17 protein-coding genes are annotated in these 19479 nt (G+C 74.2%); 8 read left to right on the top strand and 9 right to left on the bottom strand.

Going from position 1 to position 19479, the window contains the following annotated elements; genetic code table 11:
• Positions 1-194: 194 nt before the first annotated feature.
• The 4 genes from ACZ5WK_RS36285 to ACZ5WK_RS36270 all read right to left on the bottom strand — a co-directional run bounded on the left by ACZ5WK_RS36285 (position 195) and on the right by ACZ5WK_RS36270 (position 5565).
• Positions 195-1832, bottom strand: coding sequence for an amidohydrolase (locus ACZ5WK_RS36285; protein ID WP_465554165.1), 1638 nt, complete (start codon positions 1830-1832; stop codon positions 195-197).
• Positions 1833-1982: 150 nt separating this feature from the next.
• On the bottom strand, positions 1983-2693 hold the full coding sequence (locus ACZ5WK_RS36280; RefSeq protein ID WP_465554163.1) for a hypothetical protein: 711 nt from the start codon (positions 2691-2693) through the stop codon (positions 1983-1985).
• A gap of 240 nt (positions 2694-2933) precedes the next feature.
• Positions 2934-3491, bottom strand: coding sequence for a PadR family transcriptional regulator (locus ACZ5WK_RS36275; protein WP_465554161.1), 558 nt, complete (start codon positions 3489-3491; stop codon positions 2934-2936).
• Between the two features lie 34 nt (positions 3492-3525).
• The gene (locus ACZ5WK_RS36270) at positions 3526-5565 is read right to left on the bottom strand and encodes an oxidoreductase (protein ID WP_465554159.1); all 2040 of its coding nucleotides are present in this window, start codon (positions 5563-5565) and stop codon (positions 3526-3528) included.
• A 200-nt stretch (positions 5566-5765) separates the two neighbouring features.
• Here ACZ5WK_RS36270 and ACZ5WK_RS36265 point away from each other — a divergent pair, with 200 nt between their 5' ends.
• Positions 5766-7094: an FAD binding domain-containing protein gene (locus tag ACZ5WK_RS36265; RefSeq protein ID WP_465554157.1), complete on the top strand. Its 1329-nt coding sequence runs from the start codon at positions 5766-5768 to the stop codon at positions 7092-7094.
• 29 nt (positions 7095-7123) lie between these two features.
• On the opposite strand, the gene ACZ5WK_RS36260 is transcribed toward ACZ5WK_RS36265, so the two are convergent.
• Positions 7124-7699 (bottom strand): TerD family protein, encoded by a 576-nt coding sequence (locus ACZ5WK_RS36260; protein ID WP_465554155.1) that lies wholly within the window; start codon positions 7697-7699, stop codon positions 7124-7126.
• Between the two features lie 198 nt (positions 7700-7897).
• Entirely contained in the window at positions 7898-8803 is a 906-nt protein-coding gene (locus ACZ5WK_RS36255) for a LysR family transcriptional regulator (RefSeq protein WP_465554153.1), read from the bottom strand.
• Positions 8804-8914: 111 nt separating this feature from the next.
• Here ACZ5WK_RS36255 and ACZ5WK_RS36250 point away from each other — a divergent pair, with 111 nt between their 5' ends.
• Together ACZ5WK_RS36250 and ACZ5WK_RS36245 are read left to right on the top strand one after the other, a co-directional pair.
• Positions 8915-9679: an SDR family oxidoreductase gene (locus tag ACZ5WK_RS36250; protein ID WP_465554151.1), complete on the top strand. Its 765-nt coding sequence runs from the start codon at positions 8915-8917 to the stop codon at positions 9677-9679.
• 177 nt (positions 9680-9856) lie between these two features.
• On the top strand, positions 9857-10150 hold the full coding sequence (locus ACZ5WK_RS36245) for a hypothetical protein (protein ID WP_465554149.1): 294 nt from the start codon (positions 9857-9859) through the stop codon (positions 10148-10150).
• A 31-nt stretch (positions 10151-10181) separates the two neighbouring features.
• Here ACZ5WK_RS36245 and ACZ5WK_RS36240 read toward each other — a convergent pair whose 3' ends face one another.
• Both ACZ5WK_RS36240 and ACZ5WK_RS36235 read right to left on the bottom strand, forming a co-directional pair.
• Positions 10182-11768, bottom strand: a complete 1587-nt coding sequence (locus ACZ5WK_RS36240) for a glycerol-3-phosphate dehydrogenase/oxidase (RefSeq protein ID WP_465554147.1) — start codon at positions 11766-11768, stop codon at positions 10182-10184.
• Positions 11769-11913: 145 nt separating this feature from the next.
• Positions 11914-12603: a TetR/AcrR family transcriptional regulator gene (locus tag ACZ5WK_RS36235; protein WP_465554145.1), complete on the bottom strand. Its 690-nt coding sequence runs from the start codon at positions 12601-12603 to the stop codon at positions 11914-11916.
• A 20-nt stretch (positions 12604-12623) separates the two neighbouring features.
• Between ACZ5WK_RS36235 and ACZ5WK_RS36230 the strand changes: the two genes are divergently transcribed.
• Both ACZ5WK_RS36230 and ACZ5WK_RS36225 read left to right on the top strand, forming a co-directional pair.
• Positions 12624-14246: an FAD-binding oxidoreductase gene (locus ACZ5WK_RS36230; protein WP_465554143.1), complete on the top strand. Its 1623-nt coding sequence runs from the start codon at positions 12624-12626 to the stop codon at positions 14244-14246.
• Positions 14247-14304: 58 nt separating this feature from the next.
• Entirely contained in the window at positions 14305-15222 is a 918-nt protein-coding gene (locus ACZ5WK_RS36225; RefSeq protein ID WP_465554141.1) for a diacylglycerol kinase, read from the top strand.
• A 71-nt stretch (positions 15223-15293) separates the two neighbouring features.
• On the opposite strand, the gene ACZ5WK_RS36220 is transcribed toward ACZ5WK_RS36225, so the two are convergent.
• Positions 15294-15884, bottom strand: coding sequence for an HAD family hydrolase (locus ACZ5WK_RS36220; RefSeq protein WP_465554138.1), 591 nt, complete (start codon positions 15882-15884; stop codon positions 15294-15296).
• A 113-nt stretch (positions 15885-15997) separates the two neighbouring features.
• Between ACZ5WK_RS36220 and ACZ5WK_RS36215 the strand changes: the two genes are divergently transcribed.
• The 3 genes from ACZ5WK_RS36215 to ACZ5WK_RS36205 are packed head-to-tail and all read left to right on the top strand — an operon-like array spanning position 15998 to position 19201.
• Positions 15998-16348 (top strand): effector-associated constant component EACC1, encoded by a 351-nt coding sequence (locus ACZ5WK_RS36215; protein ID WP_465554136.1) that lies wholly within the window; start codon positions 15998-16000, stop codon positions 16346-16348.
• 1 nt (position 16349) lies between these two features.
• Positions 16350-17669 (top strand): caspase family protein, encoded by a 1320-nt coding sequence (locus ACZ5WK_RS36210; protein ID WP_465554134.1) that lies wholly within the window; start codon positions 16350-16352, stop codon positions 17667-17669.
• Positions 17666-19201, top strand: coding sequence for a Clp protease N-terminal domain-containing protein (locus ACZ5WK_RS36205; protein WP_465554132.1), 1536 nt, complete (start codon positions 17666-17668; stop codon positions 19199-19201). The genes ACZ5WK_RS36210 and ACZ5WK_RS36205 overlap by 4 nt, the downstream gene beginning before the upstream one ends.
• Positions 19202-19479: the final 278 nt, after the last annotated feature.

Genomic DNA, 19479 nt, shown 5'->3' with positions numbered 1-19479 from the left:
AAACGCTCGGCTGGAGAACTCCAGCCGAGCGCCTGCGTGATCTACTGGCAACCGCATAGGCCATCAGGTGTTGCGAGGACTACTAGAGACCACCATCCGCTCGACGGGGGCACTGCCATCCGGACCGCCGCCGTTCCGACCTGGGCCGCCGAGCCGGGCCGGCCTGGTCGGCGGCCCGGGTCGGCGGCAACGGATCAGGCTGACGCGTATACCAACTCGCCGCCCACGTAGGTGCGTTCGACGCGGGCATCGGCGATCTCCGCGGCCGGGGCGGCGAAGAGGTCGCGGTCCAGGACGACCAGGTCCGCGAGGTGGCCGGTCCGCAGGCTTCCCGCGTCGTCCAGGCCGTTCACGTGGGCCGAGCCGGCGGTGTAGGCGGCGAGGGCGGTGGCGAGGTCGAGGCGCTGCTCGGGCAGGAAGACCCGCCCGTCCGTCGCCCCGGGCTCCATCCGGTTGACGGCGACATGGATTCCGGCGAGCGGGTCCGGGCTGCTGACCGGCCAGTCGCTGCCGGCCGCCAGGGTGGCGCCGGCCCGCAGCAGGTCGCCGAACGGGTACTGCCAGGAGGCTCGTTCGGGGCCGAGGAACGGGATGGTGAGCTCGTCCATCTGCGGCTCGTGGGCGGCCCAGAGCGGCTGGATGTTGGCGATCGCGCCGAGCCGGGCGAAGCGTCCGATGTCGCTCGGGTGGACCACCTGGAGGTGGGCGAGGTGGTGCCGGGTGCCGCGCCGGCCGTTGGCGGCCCGCGCGGCCTCGACGGCGTCCAGCGCCTCGCGCACCGCGCGGTCGCCGAGGGCGTGGAAGTGCACCTGGAAGTCGAGCGCATCCAGTGCGGTGACGTGGTCGCGCAGTGCGGCCGGGTCCACGAAGCTGAGACCGGTGTTGGCGGTGGCGCAGCCGCAGCCGTCCAGGTAGGGGCCGGTGAGAGCGGCCGTGAAGTTCTCGGCGATCCCGTCCTGCATGATCTTGACCGAGCCGGCCCGGAACCGGCCGGCGTTCAACTTCTCGCGCTGGGCGACGAGTTCGGGGATCTGCTCGGCGCCACGGGAACGGTCCCACCACAGGGCGCCGTTGACCCTGGCGGTGAGGGTGCCGGCCCGGGCGGCGGCGAGGTAGGCGTCGGACGGGTCCGGCTGGCCGTTGAAGACACCGAGGATCGCGTCCTGCCAGCCGGTGATGCCCAGCGAGTGCAGGAGCTGCTGCGCCCGGAGCAGACCGGCCAGCCGTTCGGCGGCGGTGCTCGGCGGCACGTGCCGGGAGACCAGTGCCGTCGCCCCCTCCTGGAGCACCCCGCTCGGGGTGCCGTCCGGCTCCCGCTCGATCCGGCCGTCCGCCGGGTCGGGGGTTTCGGCGGCCAGCCCGGCGAGCTCCAGGGCGCGGGTGTTGGCCCAGGCGCCGTGGTGGTCGCGGTTGAGCAGGAAGACCGGCCGGTCCGGGACGACCGAGTCGAGCAGCTGCCGGGTGGGCAGCCCGCCGTCGAAGCTCTCCATCGACCAGCCGCTGCCGGTGATCCACGTCCGCCCGGGGTGGGCTGCGGCGAACTCCCCCAACCGGCGCAGGTATTCGTCCACCTCGGTGGTGCCGGTCAGGTCGCACTCGGCCAGCTCGACCCCGCCGTAGACCGCGTGGACGTGCGCGTCCTGGAAGCCGGGGATCAGCAGCTTGCCGCGCAGGTCCACCACCTCGGTCTTCGGACCGATCAGCTCGCGGACCTCGTCGTGGCCGACGGCGGTGATCCGCTCGCCGGTGACGGCGAGAGCGCTCGCCCGGGTGCGGGCCGGGTCGCCGGTGTGAACGGGACCATTGGTGAAGACCAGGTCGGCCTTGGACATGGGTGCTGCTCCTGGGGGCGTCGGGACCGTGGCGCCCATGAAAGCGCCGCCGCGCTCAACACGTCAATGGTGTTGTCATAAGCCTCGCCGCAGTGCGGCAGGGCATGCCCAGCGGGACACGCACCGGTCGCCCGGGCCTTCGCCGCCCGGTCAGGCCGGGGCCGCCGGGGCCGCCGGAGCCGTGGCGCTGCCGGCCGTGCTGCCGAGGGTGCGCTCGGCCTCGGCGACGGCCGCGCGGTAGTAGAGGGAGGCGAGCTGGGAGGACCCGTCGTCGCGCTGGAAGAAGCCGTAGGACATGGCGACGGAACCGAAGCGTTCGACGGCGATGTAACCGTTGAGCTGGACGCCGCCCAGGGTGCCGTCGAGGCGGACGGCGGGGGCGCCCTGGCGGTCGCCGAGTGTCATGGGGGTGACGGTGAAGGTCACGGCCCCGCCGGCGTCGTCGTTGAAGGTGAGGCTGTGGCAGGAGGCGAACGCGTCGATGACGGTGGCGAAGTCGGTGGTGAGCCGGGCGGAGTCCTCGGCGGTGAGCGACTCGGTCACCATCGGGTTGCCGTCGGGGCCGTCGAACTCGACTTCCTGATGCGGGGCTTGTGGCGAGGCCTGGGCCCCGCTCCGGTTCAGCAGGGCGCGCAGTGCGTCGCAGCCGGTGACCGGGGAGGCGCCGCCGCTCGGCGAGGGGCCGACGCCCGCCGGGGCCTCGGTGAAGTCGGGGCCGAGCTCGGCGGCGGTGAGCAGGGCCGCCTTCAACTGGTCCGCCGTGGGCAACTGCTCGGCCGGGACCACTCGGACGGTGAACGTTGCCGGTGGGGCGGCGCCGGGGGCGCTGCCGGCCGCGCCGAGGGTGACTGCGGTGGCCACGGCCACGGCGGCAAGAGCGAGGAGAGGCCGCGAACGGGACATGCGGGCCCCCGATCATGAGTCGGACAGGGACAGGCACCCAGTGTCGCACCGGGGCCGCCCCACCGCCCGCCCTGGCGGCAGAAGCGCAGGTCAGGACGGGCCAGCGGGCCGCGCGGGAGCACCGGGCCCCGTAGTAGAGCCGGGCCACCTCAAAGCACCGGTCTGCGCACTGGAGCCGGGCCACCTCGAACCACCGGGCTACGTAGGAGAGCCCGGCGGCGCGGAAGCACCTGGCAGCGCGGCGAGCGTCTCCGTCAGCCACTCCACCCAGAACGCCTCCAGCCCGATCCCGGCCCGCAGCACGGCGTGCTGGAGCCGGTTCTCCCCGGCCGCCTTCTCGGGCGGGAAGTCCCGCCGTTCGATCTCCTCGTAGTCGGCCAACTGCGTACGGTGCAGGGCGAGATGCCGGGCCAGTTCGGCGTCCAGCCCGGCCGTGCCGACCACCGCCGCCGCGCGCAGGCGCAGCAGCAGGGGTTCGCGGACGGTCTTGGGGTCGTCTCCGCCGGCCGTCCACCGTTCGAGTTCGGCGCGGCCGGCGGGCAGGACTTCGTACTCCTTCTTCTGGCCGCGTACGGGGCCGGTCTGCGGAAGGGCCCGGATCAGGCCGGAGGTCTCCAGGCGGCCGAGTTCGCGGTAGATCTGCTGGTGGGTGGCGGACCAGAAGAAACCGATCGACCTGTCGAACCGCCGGGTCAGCTCCAGCCCCGAGGACGGCTTCTCCAGCAGGGCGGTCAGGATGGCGTGCGGCAGCGACATGGGGTCGATCCTAGAGGTCCGCCCCACCAGCGGATCAGATCGCGGCGGCCAGCTCGGTGCCCTGCTTGATGGCGCGCTTGGCGTCGAGCTCGGCGGCCACGTCGGCGCCGCCGATCAGGTGCGGGGTGAGGCCGAGTTCGCGCAGGGCGGCGTCGAGGTCGCGGCGCGGCTCCTGGCCGGTGCAGAGGACGACGGTGTCGACGGGCAGCAGCTGCCGTTCGCCGTCCACGGCGAAGTGCAGGCCGGCGTCGTCGATCAGTTCGTAGCTCGCGCCGGCGACCATGGTGACGCCGCGGTGCTTGAGTTCGGTGCGGTGGATCCAGCCGGTGGTCTTGCCGAGGCCGGCGCCGACCTTGGTGGTCTTGCGCTGGAGCAGGTGGACGCTGCGCGGGGGCTTGGGCCGCTCGGGGCTGGTGAGGCCGCCGCGCTCCCGGTACTCGGGGTCGATGCCCCACTTGCGGTGGAAGACGGGCGGGTTGAGGCTGGCGGCGTCGCCCTGGTCGGTGAGGTACTCGGCGACGTCGAAGCCGATGCCGCCGGCGCCGAGGATGGCGACGCGCTCGCCGACGGGGGCGCCGTCCCGCAGCACGTCCAGGTAGCCGACCACGCTCGGGTGGTCGACTCCCGGCAGGTCGGCCGGGGTTCGCGGGCTGACGCCGGTGGCGAGGACGATCTCGTCGAAGCCCTCGGCGGCCAGCTGCCCGGCGTCGACCATGGCGCCGAGGCGCAGCTCGACGGCCAACTCGGCCAGCCGGGTGCGGTAGTAGCGCAGGGTCTCGTCGAACTCCTCCTTGCCGGGGATCCGCCGGGCGATGTTCAGCTGCCCGCCGACGGTGTCGGCGGCGTCGAACAGGGTGACGGCGTGACCGCGTTCGGCGGCGGAGACGGCGAAGGCGAGGCCGGCCGGTCCGGCTCCGACGACGCCGATCCGCTTGCGCACCTTCGTGGGCGCGAGGACGAGTTCGGTCTCGTGGCACGCCCGCGGGTTGACCAGGCAGGAGGTGATCTGCCCGCTGAAGGTGTGGTCCAGGCAGGCCTGGTTGCAGCCGATGCAGGTGTTGATGGAGGCGGCGCGGCCGTCCTGCGCCTTGGCGACGAAGTCGGCGTCGGCGAGCAGCGGCCGGGCCAGCGAGACCAGGTCGGCGCAGCCGTCGGCGAGCAACTCCTCAGCGATCTCGGGGGTGTTGATGCGGTTGACGGCGACGAGGGGCACGGTGACCGACCCCATCACCTTCTTGGTCACCCATGCGTACGCACCGCGCGGGACGGAGGTGGCGATGGTCGGGATGCGGGCCTCGTGCCAGCCGATGCCGGTGTTGATGATGGTGGCGCCGGCCGCCTCGACGGCCTGGGCGAGCCGGACGACCTCGGCGAGGGTGGAGCCGCCGGGGATGAGGTCGAGCATGGAGAGGCGGTAGATCAGGATGAAGTCGGGGCCGACCCGCTCGCGGACACGGCGGACGATCTCGACGGGGAAGCGCATCCGGTTCTCGTAGGAGCCGCCCCACTCGTCCTCGCGCCGGTTGGTGGCGGCGGCGATGAACTCGTTGATCAGGTAGCCCTCGGAGCCCATGATCTCGACGCCGTCGTACCCGGCGCGCTGGGCGAGGGCCGCGCAGCGGACGAAGTCCTCGATGGTCTGCTCGACCTGCCCGGGGTCGAGCGCGTTCGGCACGTACGGGCTGATCGGGGCCTGGAGGGCGCTGGGGGCGACCAGGTCGGGGTGGTAGGCGTAGCGGCCGAAGTGCAGGATCTGCATCGCGATCCGGCCGCCGGCGGCGTGCACGGCGTCGGTGACGGTGCGGTGCCGGTCGGCCTCCGCCTCGGTGGTGAGCATGGCGCCGCCGCCCCAGGGCCGGCCGGCCTCGTTGGGGGCGATGCCGCCGGTGACGATCAGGCCGACGCCGCCGCGGGCGCGCTCCGCGTAGAAGGCGGCCATCCGGTCGAAGCCGCCGGGGGCCTCCTCCAGGCCGACGTGCATCGAGCCCATGATCACGCGGTTGGGGAGGGTGGTGAAGCCGAGGTCGAGCGGGCTCAGCAGGTGGGGGTAGGGCGGCTGGGCGGTGGTGCTCATCGACGTCTCCTGGCGGCGGGGGCGGCTCTTTGTTACCACACGGTAGGGGATGCGCCGGACTCTATGCAACAAGTTGCATAACCGGAATTCCCACCGCGCCCGCCGAATATCGCTGACCGTCCGTCAGTCCACCGCCGAACACGCGTATGGTCGTTGCGCGACAGGGGGTTTCGCAGCGGACCCCCGGGGAGGGGGCGGCAGTGCGGGGCGGGTCGATAGCCGTGGTCGGCGGCAGCATCGCGGGGTGCGCGTTCGCGCGGGCCGCCGCGCGGGGCGGGGCAGAACAGGTGGTGGTCCTCGAACGGAGCCCGGGCCGACTGGAGGACCGAGGGGTCGGCCTCTGCGTTCTCGACCCCCGCTACGACGAGCTCGTCCGGGCCGGCCACCTGGACGACGGCATCCGGCACCACCGGCTCAGCCACCGCCACTGGCTCACCCGCGAAGGGGGCGGGGCCGGGACGGGTGCCACCGGCGGGGGCAGCCCGCGCGGGCGGCTGCTCTGGGCACAGGAGATGCCGTTCCACTCCTACCACTGGGGCGTGCTCTGGCAGGCCCTGCGCGAACGCACCCCCGACAGCGTCACCTTCCGCCTCGGCGACGCCGTCACCGCCGTGGGCGGCGCGGACGGGGACGGCGGGAACGGGAACAGCGGCAACGGCGGGCAGGCCTGGGTGGAGAGCGCCGGCGGCGGACGCGAGACGTACGACCTGGTGGTCGGCGCCGACGGCTACCGCTCGGTGGTCCGCGAGGCCGTCTGCCCCGAATCCGCCTTCCCCGGGGCCCGGCCCGCCTACGCCGGGTACGTCTGCTGGCGCGGCAGCTTCGACGCCGGGCTGCTGGACGGGCTGCCCGGCGGCGCGGCGCTCTGGCCGGAGGGCGAGGTGATCACCGTCTGCTACCCCGGCGGCCAGGTGGTGCTCTACCGCATCCCGGGCCTGGAGCCCGGCTCCACCCAGGTCAACTGGGTCTTCTACGCCCCCACGCCGTCCTGGCTGCGGCTGGACGATGCGACCAGCGTCCCGGCCGGAACGCTCACCACCGCCCGGTTCGAGGAGCTGGCCGAACTGGCCGACCGGCACCTGCCGCCGTACTGGGCGGGGGTGGTCACCCTCACCCCGCGTGAGCGGACCTTCCTGCAGCCGATCTACGACCTGGCCGTCCCGCGCCGCACCGCCGGCCGCCTGCTGCTGGCCGGGGACGCGGCCACCGTCGTCCGCCCGCACAACACCAGCGGCGTCGTCAAGGCGCTGCAGGACGCCTGCGCCTTCGAGGAGACGTGGCGCGCGGCCGGCTCCTGGGCCGAACTGCTGCCCGCGTACGACGCCGAACGCGGCGTGGTCGGGCGGGAGACCGTCGAGGTGGGGCGCCGGCTCGGGCAGGCCCAGGTGACCGGGGCGCCCGACTGGTCGGCCATGGACGAGGCGTCGATGACCGCCTGGTGGCAGCAGCAGGTCGCCGGCACCGGCGGGTTCGGCGGCCACGCCATCGGGCGGCCGCCGACCCTCCGTCAGAATCCCCGGGTGGAGTAGGAGTTCACCGGCCTGCCGCCGGCATCGCCTCAGACGTTGACGCCGTAGTCGGTGGCGATGCCGCGCAGGCCGGAGGCGTAACCCTGGCCGATGGCACGGAACTTCCACTCCACGCCGTTGCGGTACAGCTCGCCGAAGACCATCGCGGTCTCGGTCGAGGCGTCCTCGGTGAGGTCGTACCGGGCGATCTCCTGGCCGTTGGCCTGGTTGACGATCCGGATGAACGCGTTGCGGACCTGCCCGAAGCTCTGCAGGCGGGCGTCGGCGTCGTAGATCGACACCGGGAAGACCACCTTGGCCACGTCGACCGGCACCGCGTCCAGGTCGACCTTGATCTGCTCGTCGTCGCCGTCGCCGCCACCGGTCAGGTTGTCACCGCTGTGCTCGACCGAACCCTCGGGGCTGCGCAGGTTGTTGAAGAAGACGAAGTGCTGGTCCGAGACGACCTTGCCGAGCGCGTTGCAGAGCAGCGCGCTCGCGTCCAGGTCGTAGTCGGTCCCGGTGGTGGTGCGCACGTCCCAGCCGAGGCCGACGATGACGGCGGTCAGGCCCGGCGCCTCCTTGGTCAGCGAGACATTGCCACCCTTGGCCAGCGAAACTCCCACGATGCCCTCCTCGATTGCTCTCCCTGCCCAAGAATCTACAACACTGTAGAGATCACGAGAATCCGCTTGCAGCGATGCGGGCGCGCGAGACGTGGGGCGCACGGGGGCGGGGCGCGGGGGCGCGAGGCCGCGGGGCGGGTGCGCCCGGGGCGGCGGGAGCGGCCCCGGGTCTCGCGGTGGTCGAGCCCGTCGACACCCTCATGCCGCCAGCAGCTCGGCGACGTGCGGCGGCAGCAGGCACGCCTGCCGGGCCAGCAGGTCGACGAAGGCCGCCGTCAGCGGATCCGGCCGGGTCCGGGTGTACGCGGCGAGCGGGCGCCGTACCGGCGGTTCGGGCCGGCGGACCAGGCCGTCGAAGCCCGGCGGCACGATGTTGGCGGGCACCAGGGCGGGCCCGAGCCCCGCGGCGGCGAGCAGCGGTACGGCCGCGGTCTGCTCCGTCCGCACCGCGGCCCGCGGCCGGAAACCGGCCTCCGCGCAGGCCCGGTCCAGCAGATCCGCGAGCCCGTTGCCGGGCGCGTAGTGGACCCAGTCGCGCTCGGACAGGTCGGGCAGGCCGATGACGTGACGATCACTCAACTCATCGTCGACGGGCAGGGCGAGGACGAACTCCTCTACACCGAGCTCCCGGATCGGCCCCTCCCAGTCCGCCGGCGGGGTGCCGACCGCGACGTCCGCCTGCCCGGCCGCCAGCGCGGCGCGCAGCTCGTCGTTGTGGGCGTACTCCCGCAGCCGGATCCGCACCTGCGGGTGGAGCCGGCGCCAGGCGCGCAGCACCGGGGGCAGGATGCCGAGGCTCACCGAGTAGACGGTGGCCAGCTCCAGCTCGCCGCCATCCAGCCCCGCGGTACGGCGGGCCGCCGTCCGCAACCGCTCGGCGTCGGCGAGCGCCGCCCGGGCGTGCGGCAGGACGGCCCGCCCCATCGGCGTCAGCCGGACGGCGCGTGGCAGCCGCTCCAGCAGGGTGCCGCCGACGGCCCGCTCCAACGCCCGCACCTGGTGCGAGAGCGCGGGCTGGGTGACGTGCAGCTGCTCGGCGGCGCGGGTGAAGGAACCGGTGTCGACGACGGTCACCAGGTATTCGAGCTGTCGCAGCGTAGCCATGCACGGAGTTTATGGGTGGGCGAGAAAACAAGCCTTGGACTCATCGTCGGGTGCCGGTGGAAGGTCGGACGTACCGAAGTCCCCTCCGCACCCCCTGACAGGAGCCACCGCATGACCTCCGCCGACCACCGCTCAACCGCCCTCCCCTCCACCGACCTCTCCGGCCGCCGCATCGTCGTGGTCGGCGCCGGCTCGAACACCGGCCGCGCCCTCGCCCGCGCCGCCTCCGCGGCCGGCGCCGAACTGGTCCTGGCCGGCCCCGACCCGCGCAAGCTGGAGTGGACGGCCGGAGAGCTCACCGGCCCGGCCGAGGTCGTCCCGGTTGACCTCGCCGACGAGGCCTCCATCGCCGCCCTGGCGAGTGCCACCGGCCGCTTCGACCACCTGGTCTCCACCGCCGCGACGCCCGCCAACGGACCGCTCTCCGAGCTCGAACTCGCCGACGTCCAGCGGGCGTTCGCCGCCAAGGTCTACGGTCCGCTGCTGCTCGCCAAGCACCTCGCCGGCCAGGCCGCAACCGGCAGCGCCGACGGCGCGTCCTTCACCTTCTTCTCCGGCGTCGCCGCCTGGCGCCCCGCCCCCGCCCGCACCGTGATGGCCACGACCAACGGCGCGCTGGCGTTCCTCGTCCAGGCCCTCGCCGTCGAGATCGCCCCGGTCCGCGTCAACGCGGTCTCCCCCGGCATCGTCGACAGCGGCGCCTGGGACCGCATGGGCACCGACAAGGAGCCGTTCCTGCGCTCGATCGCCGAACGCAACCCGGCCCGCCGCGTCGGCACCACCGAGGACCTCGTCCGCGCTGTCCTGTTCACCATGACCAGCCCCTTCGTCACCGGCACCGTCCTCCACGTGGACGGCGGCGGCCGCCTGGCGTGAGGCACCCACCGGCGTGAGCGGCCGTCGGCCCGACCGCGCACCCCGCCCGCAGGGGCACCTCGCCGCATGCCGGAGGCGCCCGTCGGCCCGGGCCTGCCACAGTGACCGGACGTAGACTGACCGTGCGGCGTTCGCGCACCGCTCCCGCTCCCCTGCACGGGTCCCTAGGAGGTCCCCATGCGCCAGCGGCACAGCTTCCACCTCGACCGGGGCCACCACTCCGTGACGGTGAACGTCCGGTCCGGCTGGATCACCGAGACCGAGTTGCTGGTGGACGGCAAGGAGCTCGCCTTCCACCGCGTGCACGGGCACGGCGTCTACCCGCTCACCCTCGCCGCCCAGTTGGCCGAGGAGCCGCCGGCGCCGCTCGCCGTCCGGCTGGAGCGGACCGGGGCGCCCGAGCAGCCGCTCACCTGTGTGCTGGAGCTGGGCGGCGCCACCCACCCGATGCCGGAACACACGGAGCGCTGAGGGCTCCGCGCGGCCGGCACCGGACGAGTCCTCACGCCTGTCCGGCGTCCGCGGCGATCTCCGCCACGATCTCCTCGACGGCGGCCCGGGCGCGGTCGGCGTCCTCCGCCACCAGACCGATCCTGGTCCGGCGGTGGAGCACGTCGTCGGCGTCCAGCGCGCCCTCGTGCGTGACCGCATAGGCGATCTCGGCGCGGGTGACGTCGATACCGGGCACGACGGGCGCCGCGTAGCCGGCGCCGAGGGCCGTCCCCTCCGCCAGGACCTCGCGGGCCGCGCCACCGTGCCGGGCGATCAGCGAGGCGGGCACCTCGCCCTCGGGCGCCGGACGGCTGTCGCGGTGGGTGGGTGCACCGACCAGGGGCAGCCGGGCCGTCCAGCAGGCGCGGGCGGGCAGGCCGCGCAGGCGGGCGGCGGTGTCCACCGCGTCCTCGGCCATCCGCCGGTAGGTGGTGAGCTTGCCGCCGACCACGGTGATCACGCCGGTCGGGGACTCCAGCACGGCGTGCCGGCGGGAGAGGTCGGCGGTGGCGCCGCCGCCGGTGTCGATCAGCGGCCGCAGCCCGGCGTAGGCGCCGCGCACGTCCGCCCTGGTCAGCGCGGTCTGCAGGGCGGCGTTGACGGTGTCGAGGAGGAAGGCGAGCTCACCCTCGGTCGGCTGGGGCTCGTCCGGGATCGGGCCGGGCGCGTCCTCGTCGGTGAGGCCGATCGCGACCCGGCCGAGCTGCTGCGGCAGCGCGAAGACGAACCGGCTGGTGGAGCCCGGCACCGGCACGGTGAGCGCGGCGGCCGGCCGGCCGAGGGCGGCCGCGTCGACGATCAGATGGGTGCCGCGGCTGGGCCGCAGCCGGATCGACGGGTCGACGTCGCCGGCCCAGACGCCGGTGGCGTTGACCACGGCGCGGGCGGCGAGGGTGAGGGACCGGCCGGTGAGGGCGTCGGTCAGCCGGGCCGAGGTGCCGGTGACGTCCTGCGCCCGCACCCGGGTCAGCACGGTGGCGCCGTACTGCGCGGCCGTCCGGGCCAGTGCCACCACCAGCCGTGCGTCGTCGACCAGTTGGCCGTCGTGCGCGACGAGCGCACCCGTGAGGCCCTCCGCCCTGACGCCGGGCACCAGTTGGCGGGCGCGCTCGGCGCCGACGCGGCGCACCCGGGGCAGCAGCCCGCCCGGCGTCCCGGCGCTCAGCCGCAGCGCGTCGCCCGCGACGAACCCGACACGGACCAGCGAGGTCTGCCCTCGGCTCATCAACCCCGGGAGCAGCGGTACCAGTTGGGGCATCGGGCGGACCAGGTGCGGGGCGGTGCGGGTCATCAGCACACCGCGTTCGACGGCGCTCTCCCGGGCCACCCCGACCCGTCCGGAGGCGAGGTAGCGCAGTCCGCCGTGGACCAGCTTGGAGCTCCACCGGCTCGTCCCGAAGGCGAGGTCACGGGCCTCGACCAGGACGGTGCGCAGGCCGCGGGCGGCCGCGTCCAGGGCGACCCCCGCGCCGGTCACGCCACCGCCGATCACCAGCAGGTCGACGGCCGGTCCGTCGGTGAGCGCGTCGAGCTCCAACTCCCTGCGCCTGGCGTCGAGTCGGGTGGTTCCGGCGTAGGGCCCTGCGGCGGTGGTCATCTGGTGCCTCCGTTCGTCGCGGTGTTCCGATCGGTTGCGATGCTCCGGCCGGCCGTGGCGGCCCGACCGGCCGTGACGGCCCGGTCGGCCCCGGCGACCCGGCACGTCCCGGCAGCACGGCCGGTCATGGCGCGCTCGTGACGGCTCACGGCGCGAGGTATCCGTTCAGGGCCCGGGCCAGTTCGCGCCGCCAGGCCTCCTCGGACAGCAGCGCGGCGACCATGCGGTGCGACTGCACGGTGGACTGGGCGATCAGCAGCACCATAGCGGCCAGTTCGACCGGCTCGCCGGCCCGGATCGAGCCGTGGGCCTGCCCCTGTTCGATGCCGGCGCGCAGCGCCTCGATCAGGCCGCGCTGGCTGGTGCCGAGCCGTTCCACGACGTACTCGAAGAGCGTGTCGGAGTCGGCCGAACGCAGCAGCGCGCCGAGCACCGGGTGGTCGCGCAGCCGGACGGCGACCTCGACCACCCCGTCCACCAGAGCCTCGCGGTCCTCGCCGGCGAGCGCCACCGTCTCCTGGGTGGCCCGGATCTCGCGGGTGAGCAGCGCCCCGATGACCGCCCGGACGTCCGGCCAGCGCCGGTAGACGGTCGGCCGGCTGACCCCGGCGCGGCGGGCGATCTCGGCCAACTGGGTCCGGCGCACGCCGAGGTGGACGATCAGCTCGGCGGCGGCGTCGAGGATCGCGTCGTCGGTGGAGCGGGGCGCCGGGGCGCCGCCGGGAGTGCCGGGGGTGCCGGCGCCGCCGAGGGTGCCGGGGGTGCCCGGAACGCCAGGGCCACCCGGGGTGCCTGTGCCGTGGGAACCGCCTGAGCTCGCGTTACTACTTGACATGATGTGTGAAACTGTAACGCATGGCACCTGAGAAGCAAGCGGGACCGGCCGGCGCCGCGTTGCCGCTCCCCCCGATGAAGTGGGACGCCTGGGGCGACCCGGCCCTCGCCAAGGAGCTGTCCGCCGACATCAAGGCCCTGCTCGCCGCCGCCCTCGGCGTCACCGGCGACGCCGCCCCCGGCCCGGCCGCCGACGAGGTCGTGCTGCACCCCTCGCGGCTGGCCGAGGACGACCTGAAGGCGCTCGCCGCCGTGGTCGGCGAGGCCCACGTGAGTGCCGCCGACGCCGACCGCCTCCCCCGGTCCGGCGGCAAGTCCACCCCCGACCTCCTGCGCCGCCGCAGCCGCGAGCCGCAGGACGCGCCCGACGCCGTCGTGCTGCCCGGCAGCGAGGACGAGATCACCGCGCTGCTCGCGCTCTGCGCCGAGCGCCGGATCGCCGTCGTCCCCTTCGGCGGCGGCACCAGCGTGGTCGGCGGGCTCGACCCGGAGCGCGGCGGGCTCACCGCCGTCGTCTCGCTCGACCTGCGCCGTTTCGACCGGCTCCTCGACCTGGACGAGACCTCCGGCGAGGCCGTCCTCGGCGCGGGCCTGACCGGCCCGGCGGCGGAGGCTCTGCTCGCCGAGCGCGGCTTCGAGCTCGGCCACTACCCGCAGAGCTTCCGCTTCGCCACCATCGGCGGGTTCGCCGCCACCCGCTCCTCCGGCCAGGACTCCGCCGGGTACGGGCGCTTCGACGAGATGGTGCGCGGCCTGCGCGTCGTCACCCCGGCGGGCGTCCTGGACCTCGGCCGCGCCCCCGCCTCCGCCGCCGGCCCCGACCTGCGCGAGCTCTTCCTCGGCTCGGAGGGCACGCTGGGCGTGATCACCGCCGTCCGGGTGCGGGTGCACGCGGTGCCCGCCGTGAAGGCCTACGAGGCCTGGTCCTTCCCGGACTTCGCCGCCGGCGCGGCCGCCCTGCGCGCCGTCGAGCAGCAGGAGACCGGCCCGACCGTCATCCGGCTCTCCGACGAGGCCGAGACCATGGTCAACCTGGCCATGACGGAGAAGATCGGCGGCGAGCCGGCCGTCAGCGGCTGCCTGGCGGTCACCGTCTTCGAGGGCACCGCCGAACAGGTCGCCACCCGCCACCAGCTCACCCGGGCCGTCCTGCTGGCCGCCGGCGGCACCTCCCTCGGCGAGGCGCCCGCCCGGGCCTGGGAGCACGGCCGGTTCAGCGCCCCGTACCTGCGGGACTCACTGCTCGCCGCGGGCGCGCTCTGCGAGACGCTGGAGACGGCGACGGACTGGCGCCGGCTCGCCGACCTGCGCTTCGCCGTCACCTCCGCCCTGACCGGGGCCCTCCCCGGCGCGCTCGTCCTCTGCCACATCTCGCACGTCTACCCGACCGGCGCCTCGCTCTACTTCACCGTCGTCGCCGCCCTCGGCGAGGACCCGCTCACCCGGTGGGCCGCCGCCAAGCGCGCCGCCGGGGACGCCATCGTCGCGGGTGGCGGCACCATCAGCCACCACCACGCCGTCGGTGCCGACCACCGGCCCTGGATGGCCGACGAGATCGGCGAGCTGGGCATCCGGATCCTGCGCGCGGTCAAGGCCGAGCTCGACCCGGCAGGCATCCTCAACCCCGGAAAGCTGATCCCTTGAGCGGGCGAACGGTCGAGGGGTGCGCCCGGGCCCGCGCCGGACGAAGCGAGGTGGGCGCATGAGCGGTCCGAGAGGCGCCGTCCGCCGCGTCGTCCTCCTCACCAACCCCGCGGCGGCCGCCGGCCACGCCGAGCCCGCGGCCCGCCGCGCCACCGCCCGCCTGCGCGCACTCGGCGTCGAGGTGGACGAACGGGCGGGCTCCTCGCCGGAGGAGTCCCTCCGGCTGGCCCACGCCGCCGTCTCCTCCGGCAGCTGCGACGCGCTGGTGGTGGTCGGCGGGGACGGCATGATCAACCTCGGCCTCCAGGCGGCAGCCGGCACCGGCGTCCCGCTCGGCGTCGTCCCGGCGGGCACCGGCAACGACCACGCCCGCGCGTACGGGCTGCCGCGCGGCGCACCCGAGGCCGCGGCCGAGGTCATCGCCGCCGGCCACACCCGTGCCGTGGACCTCGGGCGGGTCACGGCCTCCGACGGCACGTCACGCTGGTTCGGCTCCGTCCTCGCCAGCGGCTTCGACTCCCTCGTCAGCGACCGCACCAACCGGCTCCGCTGGCCACGCGGCCGGATGCGCTACAACCTCGCCATCCTGGTCGAGTTCGCCAACCTGCGCCCGCTGCCCTTCCGCATCACCCTCGACGACGGCACGGTCATAGAACAGGACCTCACCCTGGCCGCCGTCGGCAACACCACCAGCTACGGCGGCGGCATGCTCATCTGCCCCACCGCCGACCCCGCCGACGGCCTGCTCGACCTCACCCTCGTCGCCGCCATGCCGCGGCTGAGGATCGCCCGCTTCTTCCCCACGCTCTTCAAGGGCACGCACGTCGACCGCCCGGAGGTGACCACCCACCGCACGGCCTCGCTCCGCATCGAGTCGCCGGGCATCACCGCCTACGCGGACGGCGAGTTCATGGCGGCGCTGCCGATCGACGTCACCGTCGCCCCGGGCGCCCTCCACCTGCTCGCCCCGGCCTGACCGGAGAACGCCGACGCCCCCGGCGCAGGAGGCCGGCCCCGCCGGGCCTCCTGCGCCCGCCTCCGCGCCGCTCAGCGCTCCTGGGGCGGGGGGACGCGCACGGACGCCATGCCGGCCGCGGTCGCGGCCTCGATCCCCAGGTCGGTGTCCTCGAAGACGAGGCAGTCCTGCGGCGGGACCCCGAGCCGCTCCGCCGCGAGGAGGAAGGCCTCGGGGTCGGGCTTCGCCTTCGTGTAGTCGCCGGCGCAGACCAGCAGGTCGAACCTGTCGAGCAGTCCGAGGGTGGTCAACGACGCCGTGACGGACTCCCGGGTGCTGCCGGACACCACGGCGCTCGGCAGCCGGCCGTGCGCGTACTCGACGTGCGCCAGAATGCCGGGCACGGCGGTGAGTTGCGGCAACAGCTCGCCGTAGAGGTCCTCCTTCCGGCGCGCGACGGCCTCCACCGGCATCGCCAGCCCCTGCTCCTCGTTGAGCGAGGCGATGATGCCGGCGACGGTCCGGCCGCCCCAGGCGTAGAAGAGCCCCTCGGGGAACACGCAGTGCCACTCGTCCAGCGCCTGCTTCCACGCGCGGTAGTGGAGCGGCATGGAGTCGGCGACGGTGCCGTCGCAGTCGAACAGGTAGGCCCGGAACTCGCCCGGCGGCAGCGGGATGATCACCGGGCCAGGCTATCTCCCGCCCGTTTCCGGGCCTGCGGGCCACCCGGGTCAGTAGACTTCGGCATCGACTTTATTCATTTCCAGGCCACTTGGGGGGCGCCGTGGACGTGCACATGTCGGTGACCGGTGAGCAGACCGCCGCGGAGGCCGAGTCGCTCGCGGACTGGCTTCGGGGGGAACCGGGGCTGGCGGGCGTCACTCTGACCGGTGCGGCACCGGCACCAGGCGAACTCGGCTCGGTGGCGGACCTCGTGACGGTCGCGGCCGGGGCCGGCGGCGCCGTCTCGGTGCTGGCCGCCTCACTGCGCACCTGGTTCGCCCAGCCCAAGCGGAGCGACGTCCGGCTGAAGATCCGGCGGCCGGGCGGCGAGACCGTCGAGCTCGACGCCAAGCGGATCCGCGGCAAGGACCTGGAGGCCGTCCTGCGCCAGGTACTGGACGGCAGCGCACCCGAGCAGGAGTGACGTGCGTCTTCCGGATCCCCAGCGGTCCCGGATCGTCCTGATCGGCGCCGGAAGCTACTCCGACCCGAGACTCCCGGACCTCGCCGCCGTACGGCAGACGATCGACGACCTCGCCGACCTGTTCACCGACCCCCTCCACGGGCTGGTGCCCGCCGGCCACTGCACGGTGCTGCTCGACGACGGCGACCTGCGCAGCATCGGCCAACGGCTGCACACCGCCGTGCAGGAGGCCGAGGACCTGCTGCTCGTCTACTACGCCGGGCACGGACTGGTCGCCGGACGCCGCCACGACCTCTATCTGGCCTTACCGGACAGCGCGTTCGAGACCCCATGGTTCAGCTCACTGGAGTACGACAAACTGCGCGGTGCGGTGCTCGACAGCAGGGCCGCTGCGAAGATCATCATCCTCGACTGCTGCTTCTCCGGCCGGGTCGTCACCGACTCGATGGCGGGCGGGGACGATGACCGGCTCAACCGCCTGGAGGTCGAGGGGACGTACGTCCTGACCTCCGCCCAGCGCGACCAGGTCGCCCTCTCGCTGCCCGGGGAGGACCACACTGCCTTCTCCGGACGGCTGATCCGCCTGCTGCGCGAGGGTGTGGCGGGCGGCCCCGAACTCCTCACCGTGGATGACCTCTACCGGCGGCTCGCAGCCACGATGACCGCCGAGGGCCTGCCGGTTCCGCTCAACCGCGGTACCCGGACGGCGGGCCTGACCGCCCTCGGCGTCAACCGCGCGTACGCGGCAGCGGCTGAGCGAGAGCTGCGCAGGCGGCGCGTCTCGGCGGTGAGTCAGGGCACGCTCGGTGACTGGAAGGGGGCTTCGGACACGCTCTGCGCCCTCCTCGACGAGGCGGTCCGCGTCCTCGGCCCCGAGCACGCGGAGACCCTGCTCGGCCGACAGTCACACGCCCACAGTCTCGGTGGCGCCGGAGACCCTGCCGAGGCGGCCCGCCTGCTGCGGCTGCTCCTGGTCGACCAGAACGGCGTACTGGGCCCCGAGCACGAGGACACTCTGCGCACCCGGCAGTTCCTCGCCGTGAACCTCGGCGAGGCGGGCCACCGGGAGGAGGCCGTCGCCATGCTGCGTGTCCTGCTCGCCGACCGCAGCCGCGTCCTCGGCGTCGAGCACGCACACACGCTCCGCACCCGGCACATGCTCGCCCGCAACCTCACACTCTCCGGGGCGGCCGACGAGGCGGCGGCGCTGCTGCGGCAGCTGGTGGCGGAGCGGGAGCGGGTGCTGGGCCCCGACCACCCGCACACACGGCGGGCGCGGGCGGATCTGGCGGCTCTCGGCGACGATGAGGCGAGGGGATGAGCACAGCCAACGTCCTCGTCTCCGACGACGCTCGACGGGTCATCGGCCTGGCTCAGCACGAGTCCCGGATGCTCAGGCACACCTGCGTGGGAACCGAGCACCTCCTGCTGGCCTTGTTCAACGAAGGTGTGGGTACCGCTGCCGAAGCCCTGAACAGCCTCGGCCTCTCCTACAGCTCCGTCCACGGGAAGGTCGTGGAGCTCATGGGCCAGGGCCAGGAGGCCATGGCCGGTTACATCCCCCTCACCTCCCGGGCGAAGACGGCCCTGGAACTGTCGTCCGGGGAGGCCGTGCGGCTGGGCCGCAACCACATCGACACCGAGCACATACTGCTCGGCCTGCTCCGCGAGGGCGACGGCATCGGCATCCAAGTCCTGGCCGAAATGGGCGTCGACCCCAACCGCCTGCGCCGGCAGGTGCTGGCCCTGTCGGGCTCCGCGGCCGATCCGGGCCCGCCACCGCCTGCTGCGACGCCGCTGCTGGACCGGTTCTCCCGCGACCTCAGTCGGGCGGCACTCGTCTCCGAACTCGATCCCGTCGTCGGCCGGACGACGGAGATCAAGCGGATCATCCAGATCCTCTCCCGGCGGCAGCGGAACGTCCCGCTGCTGGTCGGCGACCCCGGGGTGGGGAAGGCGAGCATCGTGGCCGGACTCGCCCACGCCGCGGCCGCCGGCACAGCGCCGGCGGCCTTCACCGGCCGACGCGTCCACTCGCTCGACGCCGGAACCCTGTTCACCGATCCCCAGTACCACGGCCGGTTCGCCGAGCTGATGTCCGGTCTGCTCGCAGAGCTCCAGCGCAGTGACGGCCTCATCCTCTTCCTCGACAACGCGCTCACCGTCCTGCACACCCCCGACGGCAGAGCAGAGACCCTGGCCTTCTTCCGGCCCGCGCTCGCCGGCGCCGGCGTCTCCGTCATCGCGGCCTGCACGACGTCGGAGTTCCGCCGACGGGAACCGGACCCGAGCCTCGACCGGCTCCTCCAACCGCTGGAGATCGACGCGCTCTCCGTCGACGAGGTACAGGAGATCCTCACGCGCGCCCGTCCCCGGCTGGAGCAGCATCACCATGTGGCGATCACCGACGAAGCGCTCCAGGCCTCGGCCGCCCTGGCCCGCGAACACCTGCCCGGCCAGGCCCTGCCGGGCTCCGCGATCGACCTGCTCGACCAGGCGGCCGCCGTGGCGGGCGCCCGCACGGTCGTTCCACACACCGATCCGGTCGCCGACGCCTACGAACTGGAGCTCGCCGAACGCCGGCGTCACCTCGACTCGGCCACCGCGTCGCAGGACCTCGTCCTGACACGCCGCTACGGCGAGGTGGTCAACAGCCTCACGGCAGCGCTGGCCGAGCAGCGCCGCAGGACCGCGCCGGACGGCCCTCCGGGCCGCCGCGTCACCGCCGCGGAGGTGACGGAGGCCCTCACCGCCTACGCCGGCCTGCTGGACCCAACCGTCCCTCACGCCCCGCCGCCGGCTCGACCCGCACAGCCCGTCCCGCACGACCCCTTTGTCTGGGCGATGAGCTGAGCCCCCGCGCACGGGAAGTCGGCCGGACCGATCTCCTCCGCAGCGGCGAAAGCCCCGAGGCACCACCGCATCCGTCACGCCGCCCGCCCAGCAGCGCACGCCCGCCAAGCTCGCCCGGCGGCAGCGGGATGATCACCGGGCCAGGCTATCTCCCGCCCCGCCGTCGCCGAGGGCACGGGTCGGCCGACGTCCGGCCCGGCTGGGCCGCCCCGGCACCCGCCCGGGGCGGCAGCGACACCGGCTGGGCGGACACCCACGTCACCGTCCGTCGAGACCAC

Source organism: Kitasatospora sp. NPDC032757, assembly GCF_055579305.1.
The sequence above is the reverse complement of the archived record's forward strand: the minus strand, read 5'-3'. Positions and strand labels throughout refer to the sequence as shown.

Bases quoted from the DNA above. Each gene is read 5' to 3' on its own strand.
- ACZ5WK_RS36250 (WP_465554151.1), top strand. From the start codon at position 8,915: ATGACCTCCGCCGACCACCGCTCAACCGCCCTCCCCTCCACCGACCTC.
- ACZ5WK_RS36215 (WP_465554136.1), top strand. From the start codon at position 15,998: ATGTCGGTGACCGGTGAGCAGACCGCCGCGGAGGCCGAGTCGCTCGCG.
- ACZ5WK_RS36270 (WP_465554159.1), bottom strand. From the start codon at position 5,565: ATGAGCACCACCGCCCAGCCGCCCTACCCCCACCTGCTGAGCCCGCTC.
- ACZ5WK_RS36285 (WP_465554165.1), bottom strand. From the start codon at position 1,832: ATGTCCAAGGCCGACCTGGTCTTCACCAATGGTCCCGTTCACACCGGC.
- ACZ5WK_RS36245 (WP_465554149.1), top strand. From the start codon at position 9,857: ATGCGCCAGCGGCACAGCTTCCACCTCGACCGGGGCCACCACTCCGTG.
- ACZ5WK_RS36205 (WP_465554132.1), top strand. From the start codon at position 17,666: ATGAGCACAGCCAACGTCCTCGTCTCCGACGACGCTCGACGGGTCATC.
- ACZ5WK_RS36255 (WP_465554153.1), bottom strand. From the start codon at position 8,803: ATGGCTACGCTGCGACAGCTCGAATACCTGGTGACCGTCGTCGACACC.
- ACZ5WK_RS36225 (WP_465554141.1), top strand. From the start codon at position 14,305: ATGAGCGGTCCGAGAGGCGCCGTCCGCCGCGTCGTCCTCCTCACCAAC.
- ACZ5WK_RS36240 (WP_465554147.1), bottom strand. From the start codon at position 11,768: ATGACCACCGCCGCAGGGCCCTACGCCGGAACCACCCGACTCGACGCC.
- ACZ5WK_RS36275 (WP_465554161.1), bottom strand. From the start codon at position 3,491: ATGTCGCTGCCGCACGCCATCCTGACCGCCCTGCTGGAGAAGCCGTCC.
- ACZ5WK_RS36230 (WP_465554143.1), top strand. From the start codon at position 12,624: ATGGCACCTGAGAAGCAAGCGGGACCGGCCGGCGCCGCGTTGCCGCTC.
- ACZ5WK_RS36235 (WP_465554145.1), bottom strand. From the start codon at position 12,603: ATGTCAAGTAGTAACGCGAGCTCAGGCGGTTCCCACGGCACAGGCACC.